The organism is Bifidobacterium simiarum, from assembly GCF_002802905.1.
GTDB lineage: Bacteria > Actinomycetota > Actinomycetes > Actinomycetales > Bifidobacteriaceae > Galliscardovia > Galliscardovia simiarum.
On sequence record NZ_PEBK01000003.1, the window covers coordinates 81,701 to 97,567 of the forward strand.

Genomic DNA, 15,867 nt, shown 5'->3' on the forward strand with positions numbered 1-15,867 from the left:
GTCTTTTGACCACCCTCAGTCCGCCTGCGGCGTCCAGCTCCCGCCAGCGGGAGCAGAAGACGTATGTCGTAAGGCAAATTCACACAGGCAAGACAAGCCCGTAGATGGCCCCAGCTTCCCCTTGGGGAAAACCACGTGCGTCTTTTGACCACCCTCAGTCCGCCTGCGGCGTCCAGCTCCCGCCAGCGGGAGCAGAAGACGTATGTCGTAAGGCAAATCCACACAGGCAAGACAAGCCCGTAGATGGCCCCCAGCTTACCTTTGGGAAAGCCACATACGTCGTTTTCGGCCACCCTCAGTCCGCCTAAGGCGTCCAGCTCCCGCCAGCGGGAGCACGGTATGCGTAACCGAAGTCGCCCCACCCGATCACGCATACCGTATCGTGCCAATCAATCAGCCGATGATGGTAGCTCGCGGGATCTCCACGTTCTTCCATGCGGCGAGGCATTCGGTCAGGAAGGCGTGGTCCTTCTGATGGGGCAGCGCGGAGACCGTGAGCACGGCCAGCAGATCACCGTCGGCAGTCATCAGCGGGAATCCGCCGCCACACACCGCATAGTCGTTATGCGCGGCAAGATCGGCGTACTCACCGCCTTCGCCGTCACGCTGCCAGCACGCCCATGTGTACAGCGAGCAGTGACCGGTCGCGGCGATGGTGTTGAACTTGCGCCGCATCCATTCGATGTTGCCCATGCCGGCGCCCTTGGACAGATACCGGAACATCACCGTGCCGTTCGGACGGAAGATGCTCGTACCCAGATCGATGCCGGTTTCGAAGATATGGTTCACGACGGTTCCGCCAAGCGCCCACGCGTCACGGTCGTCGAACCGTTCGACCTGCAGCAGTCGTTCCTGCTCAAGCAGCGTCTTCGCCAGTTCGCCGTAGGGATTCGGAGACGCAGCGTTTGTGGCGGTCGTGGTAGTGGTCATGATGTCAACTCCTTTGTTTGGCATGGTTATGAGTATGCGGTGGGAATATGAGTGAGGTGATGAAGCGATGCAGCTTCGTTGAAGCACCCTCATCAGTCGGCCTGAGGCCGCCAGCTTCCCCCGCGACGGGGGAAGCCAAAAACACGGTCGAGCGACGGCCGGCTCCAACCCGGTTCGGGTCCGACGATTAAGGACCAGCTTTTGCTCCGATCCCAAGGTCCGGATCAATTATGGGCCGGTTCGGGACCGGCAATTAAGGAAGGCCTCTCGTGGCCGAGAGGCCTCGCTTTACCAGCTCCGGGATTTTGTAGAAAATCCCTACGCACGGAGCCTGGTGAACAGTCCACCGGACTGTTCACCATCAGGAAGAGATCAAGCCTGCTTGATCTCTTCCTGACCCGGCTCCGATCCAGCAATTACAGACTGGCTCTTGCACGCAAGAGCCAGCGTCTTTCCGGCTCCGGGATTTTCGTAGGAAAATCCCTACGCACCGAACCTAGCTGACAGTCCACCGGACTGTCAGCTACCATCCGGAGATCAAGCCTGCTTGATCTCCTCCTGGCCCGGTTCGGTCCACAACGTGTGGAATACGCCGGGCTCGTCGACGCGCTGGTAGGTGTGGGCGCCGAAGAGGTCGCGCTGGCCCTGGATCAGGGCGGCGGGCAGGCGCTTCGAGCGCAGACCGTCGTAGTAGGCCAGCGAGCTGGAGAACACCGGCATCGGGATGCCGAAGCTGATGGCGCGGGAGATCACGCGGCGCCACGAACGCTGCACGGTCTCGACGGCATCCTTGAAGTACGGGGCAAACAGCAACGACACATTGGCCTCGCCGGATTCGAACGCCTCGGAGATGCGGTTGAGGAACTGGGCGCGGATGATGCAGCCGCCACGCCAGATGCGGGCCACGGCGGCGAGATCGATGTTCCAACCGTACTCCTTGGCGGCTTCGGAGATCTCGTTGAAGCCCTGAGCGTAGGCGACGATCTTGGAGGCGTACAGCGCCTCGCGGATGTCGTTGATGAACGCCTGACGCTCCTCGAGCGGCATCGGCACCACTTCGGACGGTCCCTCAAGGCCCTGCTTGGCGGCTTCGGCGCGCAGCTCGGTCTGGGAGGAGAGGCCACGGGCGAACACGGCCTCGGCGATGCCGGTCACCGGCACGCCCAGCGACAGGGCGGTCTGCACGGTCCAGGTGCCGGTGCCCTTCATGCCGGCGTGGTCGAGCACCACGTCGATGAACGGCTTGCCGGTCTTCTTGTCCACATGGTGGAGCACCTCGGCGGTGATCTCGATGAGGTAGGAGTTCAGTTCGGTCTTGTTCCACTCCTCGAACAGGTCGCCGATCTCGGCCGGCTCCATGCCAAGGCCGCGACGCATGAGGTCATAGCTTTCGGCGATGAGCTGCATGTCGGAGTATTCGATGCCGTTGTGCACCATCTTCACGAAGTGGCCGGCGCCGTCGGAGCCGATGTGAGTGACGCACGGCTCGCCTTCGGCCTTGGCGGAAATGCTTTCGAGGATCGGACCGAGGGTCTTCCAGGATTCCTCGGTGCCGCCAGGCATCATGGACGGGCCCTTGAGGGCGCCTTCCTCACCGCCGGAGACGCCGCAGCCGACGAAGTGCAGGCCGCGGGCACGGATGGCCTTCTCGCGGCGCATGGTGTCCTTGTAGTAGGCGTTGCCGCAGTCGACGATGATGTCGCCGGGCTCCATGAGATCGGCGAGCGCGTTGATCATCTCGTCGGTGGGTTCGCCGGCCTTGACCATGATGATGGCGGTGCGCGGCTTGGTCAGGGAGGCGACGAACTCCTCCAGCGTCTTGGCGGGCACGAACTTGCCTTCGTCGCCATGTTCGTTGATCAGCGTCTCGGTACGGGAGTAGTGACGATTGTAAACGGCCACCGTGTTGCCCTTGTGCGCGAGGTTGCGAGCCAGACTCGCTCCCATCGCAGCAAGACCTACAACACCGATATTGGCTTGTGCTTCGCTCATCATTGCCTTTCGATAGAACGTTCGGGCGGTCTTCGCACCGCCTCGTGAGCACGATGTCTCATGCGCGATTAGATTATACCATTCATCTTAATAAGAGTACTTTTCCATGTCCATAATCGCGATTTCGCGTCATGGACCACCCACACCCCCGAGTTTTGTGGCTTTGCTCATGAAGACACCGGCGAAATCGCTGCTTCCGGCACCTGATTCCGCCGTTTTTTGCCCGGTCTCGTCATGGAAAGCCACAAAACTCGACAGGTGCCGATATTCGACTAACCTTCCAGAGGAATCCGCGACTCGAAACGGCGCAGATCGCCGGAAAAGGGATCGATGAACTCCAGCGAACGGGCCACCAGCTGCAGTGGACATGAGAAATCGTCGTAGGCGCGCTCGACGACCTGCGGGTACATCGGATCACCCACGATCGGCAGTCCCAACGAGTTCATATGCACGCGCAGCTGATGGGTCTTGCCGGTCCGCGGATGCAGCACATAGGTGCGGAACGGATGGCGAACGCGGCCGATCCCCCCGGCGGCTACTCTCCCGGCGGCTACTCCCCCGGCGGCGATTCGACCACCGGAACCCAGTTCGATCACGGTCTCGGCGTTCACCTCCCCCGGCTCCTCATAGGCCTGCAGAATCCCCCGGTCCTTGACGATCCGCGACCGACGCAGCAACGGGAACACACGAGGCGGATCCAACGCCGTGACCGTGCCGAACCGCGGCCGCACAGCCGGCCGGCATGGGGCCAGGCATTCGTAGGTCTTCGTCGTACGCCGCTCCTGAAACAGCATCTGGTAGGCCCCGCGCGCCGACGGTTCGCGCACGAACACCACCACGCCGGCGGTGTCGCGGTCGAGCCGATGCGCCGGCGTGATCTGCGGCTCACCGAAACGCTCCCGCAGTCGGATCAGCGCCGTGGACCGATACCACATGCCGCGCGGCGTGGTGGGCAGGAAATGTGGCTTGTCGATCACGACGATCCGCTCGTCCTCATACAGCACCTCGAAGTCGAACGGAATCTCCGGCTCCTCGACCACCCAGCGGTGTCGCCTCGACGACTGCGGCTGCGATCCCGCCCCACGGCTTTGCTCACTCATACCAAGAACCGTGCCACAACCGCGTGACCGTCGGCCCGAGTACCACCCGATTCGTGTGATCATCAGCCCGGTCCGTGTGATCACCAGTCCGCCCGCGTACCACCCGGTCCGCGTAATCGGCCCGTGTAATCGGCCCGCGTGACGGTCAACCCATGCGCTGGAATCGCACGATGGAGGCGTGATCGTCGGCGAAGGTGGGCGCATCGGAGGCATCGACGTCAAGATACCGGTGGGCGGCGGCGTTGGCGAGCTCCCACCGTTCGCCGTCCTCGCTGTTGACGATCCAGATGGCGGCCCGGTCCCGCCGGGCCTGCGCCAGCGTCTCCTGCCGCAACGACAGCCGGTAGCCGCCCGAATCGTCCCCGGAGTCACCGCCCCCGCCGGAACCACCAGAGCCGGAGCCGGAACCACCAGAGCCGGCACCGGACGCCACCAGTACCTCCCCCGCGGCGTTGACGATCACATACTCGCGCAGCGTGGGGCGCGCCGTATCGGCGACGCCGACGGCGGTCATCCTCCACAGATCGGCCTGACCGGCCCCGCCGGGCTCTCCCAGCGACACCGTACCGGCGGCACCGGCAGTCCCACCATCAGCACCACCATCGGACCCGTCGGCTCCGGCCAGCGAGCGCGCACCGGACTCGTCCGTGATCCGATACGTCCCACCGCTTTCCACGCCGACGGCCCGGTCGGAGACCCCCGATACCCCGGAGATCCGGATGTCGGCGATCGACTTGCCCGGAATCGTGACCCGCGCGGTCATGGTCCGTCGGTTGATGCGGACGGACCCCCGCGGCACGTTGCTGTACCGGTTCATCCGCGCGATCGTCGCCTCGGCGGCCGCGCCTCCCCTGCCGGAGAGCAGCGGCCGGCCCGTCGCGGACGTGACGTACAGGCTACCGCGGGCATCGTCGTCGATCCGGCCGAACTTCGACAGATCGATCGCCACGGTCTGCGGCAGCGCACTGTCGTTGCGGTGGACGACGGTGAGCGTATGCCCGTCCGGCGACTGGGCAGTCAGGGAGTCGTCGGCGTCGTCGTTGGCGATCACGACGTCCCCTTCACGCACGAATGTCGTGTATGCGCGCAGGGCGAGATACTTGGTGTTGGCCGTCACCGTGCAGGGACGGATGCCGGACGTGCGACCGCCGTTGTCGTGCACGGCCCGTTCGGAATACAGGCGTCCGTCGGGCCCGGCGACCACGCAGTCGAAATCCACGAAGACGGTCCCCCAGTTGAGGTTCTCGCCTTCCGGATCGGCCGGATTGCCGTTGAGATCACGGTCCGACGACGACATGTTGTACAGGTCCTCCACGGCCTGCCACAAGGTGAAGTCCTGCGATTGCAGACGGGTGATGTCGGCGTTGATCTTGCCGGCGAATCCCAGCGCGTTGGCGAAGCCGTACGGGTCGAAGCCGCCGGACTGCCAGTTGCCGTCCACCTCGCTCATCGACAGCGTCCTGCCGTCGCCCTGCGCCATCAGTCGCGCGGCCAGCTGCCCGGCGGAACCGGTGTAGCTGTGCGTGTTGTACTGCCCGACCCGCGCCTTGTCGGCCGAGGTGTACCGGGACAATGATCCGACGAAATCCCAGGCGCCGGTCGCGTCCGTCGCCGAAATCCGGACGTTGTCAAGCCCCTTCTCATGCAGGGCTTCGTCGAACGCGGCGATGACCTGCCGCTGATGCCCGACGTCGACGTGCATGCCCTCCTGCACCTTCTTCATGCCGGTGCGATACGGGGTGATCTCCTTGGAAGCGCCGGCAGCCTTGGACTCACCGGCATAGTACCGGCGCCAGTACCGGTCGATCAGCGACCGGTCGGCGGCGGGCAGCGAACCGTCGGCGGCGAACGTGCCGGACGTGCCCCAGTTCGCGGTTTCGGATTCGTTGAGCGGATCGACCGTATCGATCACGACCCGCCGGCCGTTCGCCGTGCGCAGTCCGTCGAGATGCCGCACCACCTCGGCCACGTAGCGGGCGAACTTCTCCGGATCCCTGAGATTGTCGGCGCGGGAGTCGAATCCTCCGGTGACGTAGCCGCTTTCGGTCATGAACCACGGCGCTGAGTTCGCGAACGCCTCGATATGCGTCACGTCGCCGCGCTCCACGGCATGTTTCAACCACCATTCCTGCGCCTGCACGGCCTGTGCGGCCTTGGTGCCACGGGATCGGGCACCCCATACGTAGGATTCGTCGGCATCGGGATCGTAGGCGGCATCGAGGCGCTTCCGATCTTTCTGCCGGGTGGTCACACGGCCGCGGGAGTCCGCGTACAGGCCCTTCGACCCGTCCGGATCGGGCGCCCAGTAGCCGGGCACGGCGCCGCCCTGCCGCATGAACGGATACCCGTAGGCCACGTCGGAGGCGTTGCCCCCGCCGATGTTGTACCGGGTCATGTTGAGGTCGAGGCCGTCGGCGCCGAACAGACTCTCGTAGAGTTGCTCCCGCAGATCACGGCCGTAGGCGAGCGCCTTGCGATAGGCCTGCGGACTGACCTCGTCCCTGTTGACGATGGACCCCTCCTCGCCGTAGCGGCCGGTCGCGTTGGCGAACCATGCCAGAGAGGTGCCCCAGCCTTCGAACGGGCCGTTGCGCAGCCACGGATTCGGCGTGATCACCGTGGCCCCTTCGTTGAAGGCGGCGGATGTGGAGCTGACCGCGATGAGGACCAGTCCCCCGCTGACGCACATCGCCACCACGGCGATCAGCGCCGCCAGCGTGCGTCCCAGACGCCCCAATCCCTGTTCATCATGCCCCATACCGCCCAATATAATCCGCCGAAAACACTGCCGAAATACGCGAAATCCGCATTCGCGCTGCTGAAACCGTCGGAAACAGGGGGTCTCGGCGACGATTTGCGCAGTGCGAATGCGGATGACGGTATAAACGCGGACGCTACTCCGCGGTGACGCTACTCCACGGTGACATTACTCCACAATGCCGTCTACTCCACGGTGACGGACTTGGCGAGGTTGCGCGGCTTGTCCACGTCGTAGTTCTTCAGCTTGGCCATGTCCATGGCGAACAGCTGCAGCGGCACCACATCCACCAGCGGGCTCATCAGCGTCGGGCACTTCGGACGCCAGAACACGACGTCGGCGTAATGCTCCACGTCCTTGTCGCCCTCCTCGGCCACGGCGATGATGTACGCGCCGCGGGCCTTGACCTCCTCGATGCCGGAGATCACCTTGGCGTGCAGCACGTTGCGGCCGCGTTCCGGCGGCACGATGAACACCACCGGCTCACCCTCGTCCACCAGCGCGATCGGGCCGTGCTTGAGCTCGCCGGCCGCGAAGCCCTCGGTGAACGTGTAGGCGATCTCCTTGAGCTTCAGCGCGCCCTCAAGCGCCACCGGGTAGCCGACGTGACGACCGAGGAACAGGAACGAGTTCGCGTTCACCATGTTCCTGGCGGCCTTGCTGATCGTCTCGGCCTGGGTGTCGAGCACCCACTGGATCTTGCGCGGCATGTCCTTGAGGCTGGCGAGGATCTGATGGATCTCGTCGCGGAACATCGTGCCCTTGATCTGCGCGAGATACAGGCCCAGCACGTAGGCGGCGGTGATCTGCGCCACGAACGCCTTCGTGGAGGCCACGGCCACCTCCGGGCCGGCGTGCGTGTACAGCACCGCGTCGGATTCACGCGGAATGGAGGCGCCCTGCGTATTGCAGATGGCCAGCACCTTCGAACCCTGTTCGCGGGCGTGACGCAGCGCCATCAGCGTGTCCATGGTCTCGCCGGACTGCGAGATCGCCACGACCAGCGTACGCGGGGTGAGGATCGGGTCACGGTAACGGAACTCGTGAGCCAGCTCCACCTCCACCGGGATGCGCACCCAGTGCTCGATCGCGTACTTGGCCACCAGACCGGCGTAGCTGGCCGTGCCGCAGGCGATCACGATGATCTTGTCGATGGCCTTGAAATCATGCTCGTCGATATGCACCTCATCGAGGTTCAGATCGCCGTTCTTGTCGAACCGGCCGAGCAGGGTACGCTGCACGGCAGCCGGATCCTCGTGGATCTCCTTGTCCATGAACGAATCCCAGCCGCCCTTTTCGGCCGCGGAGGCATCCCAGTCCACGGTGTAGGTCTTCGGATCCTCGACGACGTTGCCGTTGAAGTCGGTGACGATCACCTTGTCGGCCGACACGCACACGGCCTGATCCTGATCGATCTCCATCGCCTTCTTGGTGTAGGCCACGAACGCGGCCACGTCGGAGCCGAGGAAGTTCTCCCCCTCGCCGAGACCGACAACCAGCGGGGAGTCATGACGGGCGCCGACGATGATGTCCGGCTGACGGCAGTCGGTGGCGAGGATCGTGAACGCACCCTCGAGCATACGGGCCAGACGACGGACCGCGCGGAACAGATCCGGCTTGCCCTCGTCGGCGATGATCGTGTCGACGATCTTGCCGAGCAGCTTGGCGGCCACCTCGGTGTCGGTGTTCGACGAGAACCGGTAGCCCTCCGCCTGCAGATCGAGACGCAGCTGCGAGGCGTTCTCGATGATGCCGTTATGGATGATGGCGACCTTGCCGTCCATGCTGGTGTGAGGATGGGCGTTCACGTCGCTCGGCACGCCATTGGTGGCCCAGCGGGTGTGACCGATGCCCACCGTCGCCAGCGGCATAGGCTTGCGCTCGATGTCCTCGATGAGATTGGAGAGACGGCCCGCCTTCTTGCGGACCTCCACGTGATCCATGCCGGGTGCCGTCAATGCCACGCCGGCCGAATCATAACCACGATATTCCAGTCGCTTCAGGCCCTGAAGGCAGACCTCGAGGGGCTTGCCGCACGCCGTTGCGATGTTTCCTGCATATCCAACGATTCCACACATGGAACCCTAGTGTATGAGACGAATGTTGCCTATGCCCCAAGCAAAACGCCCACCTTGGCCGAACCTATACAAGGTGGACGTCACAGAGTGTCTGCGCTTCGCTGAGAGCGGCCTGCGGCATGTGCCTTCCGATACACTCAGGGCCGTTCGGCCGCGGCTAGGGACGCGACAGGCAACGGCATACGTCACTCGATACACTCAGGGCCGTTCGGCCTCGCTCCGAGGTTTGCTCGCACAGCGTAGCAAACCTCTACGCTGCCTACGATCGAGCAACGCATGCCGCCGCCTGTCGCTTGAAGCGATATGGGCTTCCCCTTGAGGGGAAGCTGGCGGCCGCAGGCCGGCTGATGAGGTGACCTTGGCGAAGCCTCCTCCAAACCGCCCGGCGCCCGCCACATAGAAAAGCAGCATCCGGCCGCCCGGCGCTCACAGCCGATTACAGCAACCACAGCCGCTCACAGCCGATTACAGCACGTGCTGGAGGAAGTCCTTGAAGCGCGGCTCGGTGGGGTGATCGATGATTTCGGGGCCGCCCTTCTCCACGACGACGCCGCCGTCCATGAACACGATCTGGTCGGCCACCTCGCGGGCGAATCCGATCTCGTGCGTCACGCAGATCATCGTCATGCCGGCGTCGGCCAGCGAGCGCATCACGTTCAGCACCTCGCCCACGAGCTCCGGGTCCAGTGCGGAGGTCGGCTCGTCGAACAGCATGATGTCGGGGTGCATGGCGAGCGCACGGGCGATGGCCACGCGCTGCTGCTGACCGCCGGAAAGCTGCGAGGGATAGTAGTCGAGACGCTCGCCGAGGCCTACGCGCTGCAGTTCCTTGACGGCCTCCTCGCGGGCCTTCGACTTGCTTTCGTGCTTCACATGCACGGGGGCTTCCATCACGTTCTCGAGCGCGGTCATGTGCGGGAACAGGTTGAAGCGCTGGAACACCATGCCGAGCTTGGAGCGCTGGCGGGCCACTTCCTTGTCGTCGAGGGTCTGGAGCACTTTCTGCCCGCCCTTGTCGACCTCCTTGTAGCCGATCATCTCGCCGTCGACCTCGATGCTGCCGCCGGTGAGGGTCTCCAGCTGGTTGATGAGCCTGAGGAACGTGGATTTTCCGGAGCCGGAGGGGCCGAGGATCACGGTGACGGTGCCGGGCATGACGGTGAGGTCCACGCCCTTGAGCACGTGCAGCGAGCCGAAGGCCTTGTGCACCTGAGTGGCCTTGACCGCCGGAACGGTCGTGGCTTGCGAGGCGGTGCCGGCATTGACGTTGGTGTTTTCGGTCATGATCGTATTCTCTCCCCTGCCTTATGCGGTCAGCCCGGTGAAGGTGGCCTGATTCATCTTGTTCACGTCGTCCTTGGGCTCGCCCTCGGACTTGCCCGGATACTTCGGGTCGTACGGCGCACGCTTGCCCTTGGCGTCGGCCGGTCGGGCGTCGAAGCCCTTGCCGAAGTACTTTTCGAGGCGGGACTGAAGCACCATGAGGATCGAGGTGATGAGCAGATACCAGAAGCAAGCCACGATAAGCAGCGGGATCGGCTTGTAGATGCGGTTGGCGATGGCGTTGGTGGCGAACTGCAGGTCGAGCGTGAACGGCACGGCCAGCACCAGGGACGTGGTCTTGAGCATGCCGATGGTCTCGTTGCCGGTGGGCGGGATGATGATGCGCATGGCCTGCGGCAGGATGATGCGGCGCATGATCAGGGAACGACGCATGCCGAGCGCTTCGGCGGCCTCGGCCTGACCGGGATCGACGGCCTCAAGACCGGCGCGCACGATCTCGGAAAGATAGGCGGCCTCGTTGAGCGCCAGACCGATGACGGCGGCGCGGAACGCGGTGACCACGTTCTGCGAGTCCACCGACCAGAATTCGATGGAGGTGAACGGGATGCCGAGGCCGAGCTTCGGCACCAGCACAGAGAACAGGCCCCAGAACACCAGCTGGGTGTACACAGGGGTTCCGCGGAAGAACCAGATGAAGAACCAGCTCACGCCGCGCAGCACCGGATTGATGGACTTGCGCATCACGGCGAGCAGCACGGCCAGCACGATGGCGATGACCATGGACAGCACGGTGATCCACAGGGTCCAGCCGATGCCGGCGAGCACGTTCTCGTTGAACAGGTACTTCCACACCACGTCCCATTCGAACCGTTCGTTGGTCACCATGCCGTAGACCAGCATGACCGCCAGGAACGCGACGATGACGCCGGCCACCACCGGGCCGGGCCGTTTGACCGGCAATGCGTTGATCCTGTTGGGGATGTTCAGTCCTTCCCCGTCCTTGGTTGTCTTGGCTGCCATAAGCGTGATCTTTCTTCTCTCTGTACTGATCGGCGCCGGCACCGGTCGTTTGCCGACCGTGCCGTGCCGTTGCTGTCTATGCCGTTACAACGGAGTCATCCAAGACACTACCGCAAGGGCGGTGTCTTGGATGACGATATTCCGTAATGGGTGCGATCCAGCTCCCGGAAACGAGACGGAATCAGGATTCGACCGCGGGATTGATCTCGGCCTTGTCGATGGCGCCGGAGGAGACGCCCCAGGTGTCGAGGATCTTCTTGTAGGTGCCGTCGTCCATGAGCTTCTGGACGGCCTTCTGCACGGCTTCGGCGGTCTTGGTGTCGCCCTTCTTGATCGCCACGGCCTCGGGGGTCACGCCGACGTCCTCGCCGAGGGCCTCAAGCGTGTCGCCGGTCTGCTTGATCGCGTAGCCGGCCACCGGGGTGTCGGCGTAGAAGATGTCGGCCTTGCCGGAGGCGACGGCGGTGGTCACGTCGGTCTGCAGCTTGGAGGACTGGATGTCGATGCTGCTCTTGCCGGCGGCCTTGCACGCGTCGTTGGCCTTGTTGATCTCCTCCTCCTGCGTGGTGCCGGTCTGCACGGCCACCTTCTTGCCGCACAGGTCGGAGCTGTCGATCTTCGACGGGTTGCCCTTCTTCACCACGAAGGTGGAGCCGGCCTTGAGGTAGGTGACGAAGTCGACGGCCTCAAGACGTTCCTTGGTGACGGTGAACGAGGAGATGCCGATGTCGTACTTGGAGCCGACCGACGGGATGATCGAGTCGAAGGTGGCGGTGACGGTTTCGGGCTTGAGACCGAATTCGGCGGCCAGCGCCTTGGTGAGGTCGACGTCGAAGCCGACGGGGGTCTTGCCGTCCTCGGCGAGGAATTCGGCCGGGGCGTACGAGGTGTCAGTGCCGACCTTGAGCACGCCGTCGCTCTTGACGGAGTCGGGCAGCAGGGCGGCCAGCTCGTCGTCCTTCTTGATCGAGCTGGTGTCGAAGCCCTGGGTGCTCGACGACTTCGACGAACCGTCGGAGCTGGAGGTGTCGGCGGAATCGGAAGTGCCGCAGGCGGCCATGGAGAACAGCGTGGCGGCGGCGATGGAGGCCGCGGCGAGCGCCTTGATGCGAGTCGTGAATGACATGGGATCTTCCTCTCAGGATTGTTCCTAATCCGCTTTTGAAAGTAAGAGCGCAATGTCACGAACGCGTTACCAACCAAATATTTTGGACGGCCCAGCCAAAATTCCGTGGACGGTGGGAGACGGAGGAGACGGAGAAGCCGCACATCGCACATGGCGGGAACCGAAAGATCGAGGGTGCGGCCGTCATGCAAGGCTCGACCACCCCTCAGTCAGCCTTACGGCGGCCAGCTCCCGCCAGCGGGAGCGAAGTGCTCCAACATGACCCGTCAGACCCGCAGCACACCCCGTCCCGCCGACGGGGATGGCCGGACGACGCCGCTACGCCTCGGTGTCGGGGTTGACCTCGGGCTTGTCGATCATCGCGCCTTCGACGCCCCAAGCCTTCATGATGCCCTCGTAGGTGCCGTCCGCCATGAGCTTCTCGATCGCCGCGGTCATCGCCTTCACCGTGGCCTCGTCGCCCTTGCGGATGGCTACGCCCATCGGCTGCACGCCCTCGTTCTCACCGAGCACCTGCAGCTGGCCGTCGGTCTGCGCCACCGCGTAACCGGTCACCGGGGTGTCGGCGTAGAACATCTCGACCCTGCCGGCCACCACGGCGGTGGTCACGTCGCTCTGGTTGCGGTACGGCAGCAGTTCGATGGCCTTGGCACCCTTGGCCTTGCACTCGTCCTGTGCCTTGTACATCTCGGTCTCGCCGACCGTGCCCACCTGCACGGCGATGCGCCGGCCGCACAGATCGGTGGTGTTCGCATGCGTGGGGTTGCCCTTGCGCACGGCGAAGGTGAGGCCGGCCTTCGCGTAGGTGACGAAGTCCACGGCCTCGATGCGTTCCTTGTTCACGGTGAATCCGGAGATGCCGACGTCGTACTTGGAGCCCACGGCGGGGATGATCGAATCGAAGGTGGCGTTCTGCACGTCGAGCTCGAGGCCGAACAGCTTGGCCAGCGCCCGGTCGAGGTCGATCTCGTAGCCGACCGGGGTCTTGCCGTCGGCCGCCAGGAACTCGGCGGGCGCGTAGGTGACGTTCACGCCGACGGTGAACTTGCCGTCCTTGGTGATCGACTCGGGCAGCATCGCGGCGATCTTCTCGTCCTTGGTGACGGACGAGACGTCGTAGCTTCGGGCGATGTCCGGATCGACCCCGGTGCTGTCGGTGGTTCCGCACCCCGCCAAAGGTGCGGCAAGCAGAATTGTCAAGGCCATGGCCGCCAAGGATTTCACTCTTCTCATAGGTGCCTATGGTAACCAGAATGTGTTTCCACGCAACCAGCCAAAGCGGCGTGGCGGAATACGGGGCCTGTGCCGAGACGTTCGTGCCGGACGAGGGCCGGCGTCATGTGCCGAACGTCAGTGCCGCACATGCCGGACGCCCGCCCCGCCGGATCAGTGCCGCAGGTTGCGCAGGCGCATCACGCGCTGGGCCTCGCGCTTGTCCTGGGCCTCGCGCAGCGCCTGACGCTTGTCGTATTCACGCTTGCCTCGGGCCAGCGCGATCTCCGCCTTCACCCGGCCGTCCTTGAAATACAGGCTGAGCGGAATGATCGTATAGCCCTTGGCTTCGGTCTGACGCGCCAGCTTGTCGATCTGCTGGGCGTGCAGCAGCAGCTTGCGCTTGCGCTTGGGCGCGTGGTTCGTCCAGGTGCCGTTGAGGTATTCGGGGATGTTGGCGTTCTCGAGCCAGATCTCGCCGCGTCGGTCGATGGAGACGAACGCCTCGGCCAGCGAGGCGTGGCCCTCGCGCAATGACTTCACTTCCGTGCCCGACAGGACGATGCCGGCCTCAAGCCGGTCCTCGATCTCATAGTCGTGACGGGCCCTGCGATTCACCGCGATGGGCTTCGTTCCCTGCTCGCGCTTGTCCTGCTTCGTCTGCTTGGCTGCCATACGGGCCTCCTTTCTCTCTTCTGTTGTGATCTTCTGTTGTGATCCTCTGCTGTGACAAATATACGGTGCCTTATGGTCGTTTTTCGCTTGGATAACGACCATAAGGCACCGTAGATTCCGGATTTCGGGGTTTTACGCAGCCGATTCAGCAGCCGATTCGGCAGCCGATCGATCAGTAGTGGACGTACTGGTGGTCGGGGGCGTCGTACAGGGTGTCCCAGTGGACGCCGCCCTGCCAGATCGAACCGCTTTCGGAGACCAGAATCGAACCGTCGGAGTTGATGCGTTCCACGATCGCGACATGGCCGTAGATCGGGCTGTGGCCGTCCTGACCGGCGCGGAACACCATCACGGCGCCGACGTGCGGCGTGTTGTTCACCAGATAGCCGAGGCTGCGGGCCGAATTGCCCCAGTCCTGACCGTTGCCGAGGTAGGAGCCGACCGGCAGACTCAGCTGGCCGCGACGGATGTAGGCCCACCAGGTGCACTGGCTCCACGGATAGGCGTTGCCCACGTTGCCGGTGGAGTGTCCGTAGCAGTAGGAGGAGCCCTGCGGGCAGTTGCCGGGCACGGAGTAGTTCATGCCCGAGGCGGTGGCACCGCTGTTGACCGAGGACGAGCCGGACGAGGAGCCGGATGACGAGCCACCCGACGACGAGCCCGACGAACTGCCGCCGGACGAGGAACCACCCGAGGAAGATCCACCCGACGAGGCCGCCGTGTTCGAGCTGCCGGACGAGGGACGCGTGCTGCCCTGGCTGCCGCCGGTCGCGCTGATCTGCTGGCTGGCGCTCAGCTTGGCGCGCTGCGCGGCGAGCTGCTGGTTGTAGGCGTCGATCTGCGACTGCATCATCACGATCTGCGCGGCTTCCTTGGCCGAGGCCGAGGTGAGCTGGCTCTGCTGGGATTCCAGATACGCGCGCTGCTGGTTGCCCTTGTCGCGCAGGGCGTTGAGCTCGGCGGTCTTGGCCTGCGCGTCGCTGGCCGCCTGCTTGGCGTTCGCCGCATTGGTCTCGGCCTGTGCCTTGAGCGAGGCGATCTGCTTTTCGATGGCCGCCAGACGGTCCTTGCGGTTCATCTGCGTGCTCTTGGCGGAGGCCGCGTCGCTGGCCGCCGCGTTCTCGGAGCGGGTGACCGCGGCCGAGGACTGCATCGACTCGATGAAGTCGTTGGTGTTCTTCGCACCGGTCACCATGCTCATGGTGTCGGTGGCGTTGGAGCCGTGGAAGCTGTCACGGGCCACCTGCGCGACCGCGGCATGCGCGTCGTCGTAGTCCTCGCCGGTCTCCTTGATCTTCTGTTCGAGATCGGACTTGTCCTTCTGGGCGGCCTCGAGACGCGAGGCGGCCGCCTCGGCCTCCTGCTGGGCCTGTTCGGCCTCGTTCTGGGCCTGCTCGGCCGCCTTCTCCGCGGCCGGGATCTGGTTGGTGGTCAGATCGTTGAGTTCGACGATCTTGTCGGCCAGATCGGACTTCACACCGGCGAGCTGGCTTTCCAGATCGGCCTTCTTGGCCTTGCTCGCCGCCAGATCGCTGTACGAGGGCACGGCCTGGGCCTGATCCGCCGGAGCCGACACGGCCGCCACGGCCATGGACGCGGTCAACGCCAGGCAGGAGACGACCCCCAGAATCATCTTGCTTTTGCGTAACGCAATCATGTGTTCATCCTCCAAGTATCAGTGCGGCCCACCTT

General features: G+C 64.3%; 11 protein-coding genes. All 11 read right to left on the reverse strand.

Features of this window, described 5'->3' with window-relative positions; all coding sequences use genetic code 11:
• Positions 1-393: 393 nt before the first annotated feature.
• Entirely contained in the window at positions 394-930 is a 537-nt protein-coding gene (locus tag CSQ87_RS03800) for a heme-binding protein (protein WP_165776730.1), read from the reverse strand.
• A 537-nt stretch (positions 931-1,467) separates the two neighbouring features.
• Complete coding sequence (gndA, locus tag CSQ87_RS03805) at positions 1,468-2,922, reverse strand: NADP-dependent phosphogluconate dehydrogenase (RefSeq protein ID WP_100512712.1); 1,455 nt, start codon at positions 2,920-2,922, stop codon at positions 1,468-1,470.
• A 272-nt stretch (positions 2,923-3,194) separates the two neighbouring features.
• Positions 3,195-4,022 carry a pseudouridine synthase gene (locus CSQ87_RS03810; RefSeq protein ID WP_100512558.1) on the reverse strand — a complete coding sequence of 276 codons (828 nt, stop codon included), beginning with the start codon at positions 4,020-4,022 and terminating at the stop codon, positions 3,195-3,197.
• 145 nt (positions 4,023-4,167) lie between these two features.
• On the reverse strand, positions 4,168-6,780 hold the full coding sequence (locus CSQ87_RS03815; protein WP_133122340.1) for a glycoside hydrolase: 2,613 nt from the start codon (positions 6,778-6,780) through the stop codon (positions 4,168-4,170).
• 185 nt (positions 6,781-6,965) lie between these two features.
• Complete coding sequence (gene glmS, locus CSQ87_RS03820) at positions 6,966-8,858, reverse strand: glutamine--fructose-6-phosphate transaminase (isomerizing) (protein WP_100512560.1); 1,893 nt, start codon at positions 8,856-8,858, stop codon at positions 6,966-6,968.
• Positions 8,859-9,323: 465 nt separating this feature from the next.
• Complete coding sequence (locus tag CSQ87_RS03825; RefSeq protein WP_100512561.1) at positions 9,324-10,142, reverse strand: amino acid ABC transporter ATP-binding protein; 819 nt, start codon at positions 10,140-10,142, stop codon at positions 9,324-9,326.
• A 21-nt stretch (positions 10,143-10,163) separates the two neighbouring features.
• Entirely contained in the window at positions 10,164-11,162 is a 999-nt protein-coding gene (locus tag CSQ87_RS03830) for an amino acid ABC transporter permease (protein ID WP_100512562.1), read from the reverse strand.
• Between the two features lie 181 nt (positions 11,163-11,343).
• Entirely contained in the window at positions 11,344-12,288 is a 945-nt protein-coding gene (locus CSQ87_RS03835; RefSeq protein ID WP_100512563.1) for an ABC transporter substrate-binding protein, read from the reverse strand.
• Positions 12,289-12,606: 318 nt separating this feature from the next.
• Positions 12,607-13,494: an ABC transporter substrate-binding protein gene (locus CSQ87_RS03840; RefSeq protein WP_240541870.1), complete on the reverse strand. Its 888-nt coding sequence runs from the start codon at positions 13,492-13,494 to the stop codon at positions 12,607-12,609.
• 180 nt (positions 13,495-13,674) lie between these two features.
• A complete protein-coding gene (gene smpB / locus CSQ87_RS03845; RefSeq protein ID WP_100512565.1) occupies positions 13,675-14,175 on the reverse strand; it encodes an SsrA-binding protein SmpB in 501 nt (166 codons plus the stop codon).
• Positions 14,176-14,347: 172 nt separating this feature from the next.
• On the reverse strand, positions 14,348-15,832 hold the full coding sequence (locus CSQ87_RS03850) for a CHAP domain-containing protein (protein WP_100512566.1): 1,485 nt from the start codon (positions 15,830-15,832) through the stop codon (positions 14,348-14,350).
• Positions 15,833-15,867: the final 35 nt, after the last annotated feature.

Coding starts and splice junctions, on each gene's coding strand:
- CSQ87_RS03800 (WP_165776730.1), bottom strand. CDS start 930: ATGACCACTACCACGACCGCCACAAACGCTGCGTCTCCGAATCCCTAC.
- gndA (WP_100512712.1), bottom strand. CDS start 2,922: ATGAGCGAAGCACAAGCCAATATCGGTGTTGTAGGTCTTGCTGCGATG.
- CSQ87_RS03810 (WP_100512558.1), bottom strand. CDS start 4,022: ATGAGTGAGCAAAGCCGTGGGGCGGGATCGCAGCCGCAGTCGTCGAGG.
- CSQ87_RS03815 (WP_133122340.1), bottom strand. CDS start 6,780: ATGGGGCATGATGAACAGGGATTGGGGCGTCTGGGACGCACGCTGGCG.
- glmS (WP_100512560.1), bottom strand. CDS start 8,858: ATGTGTGGAATCGTTGGATATGCAGGAAACATCGCAACGGCGTGCGGC.
- CSQ87_RS03825 (WP_100512561.1), bottom strand. CDS start 10,142: ATGACCGAAAACACCAACGTCAATGCCGGCACCGCCTCGCAAGCCACG.
- CSQ87_RS03830 (WP_100512562.1), bottom strand. CDS start 11,162: ATGGCAGCCAAGACAACCAAGGACGGGGAAGGACTGAACATCCCCAAC.
- CSQ87_RS03835 (WP_100512563.1), bottom strand. CDS start 12,288: ATGTCATTCACGACTCGCATCAAGGCGCTCGCCGCGGCCTCCATCGCC.
- CSQ87_RS03840 (WP_240541870.1), bottom strand. CDS start 13,494: ATGGCCTTGACAATTCTGCTTGCCGCACCTTTGGCGGGGTGCGGAACC.
- smpB (WP_100512565.1), bottom strand. CDS start 14,175: ATGGCAGCCAAGCAGACGAAGCAGGACAAGCGCGAGCAGGGAACGAAG.
- CSQ87_RS03850 (WP_100512566.1), bottom strand. CDS start 15,832: ATGATTGCGTTACGCAAAAGCAAGATGATTCTGGGGGTCGTCTCCTGC.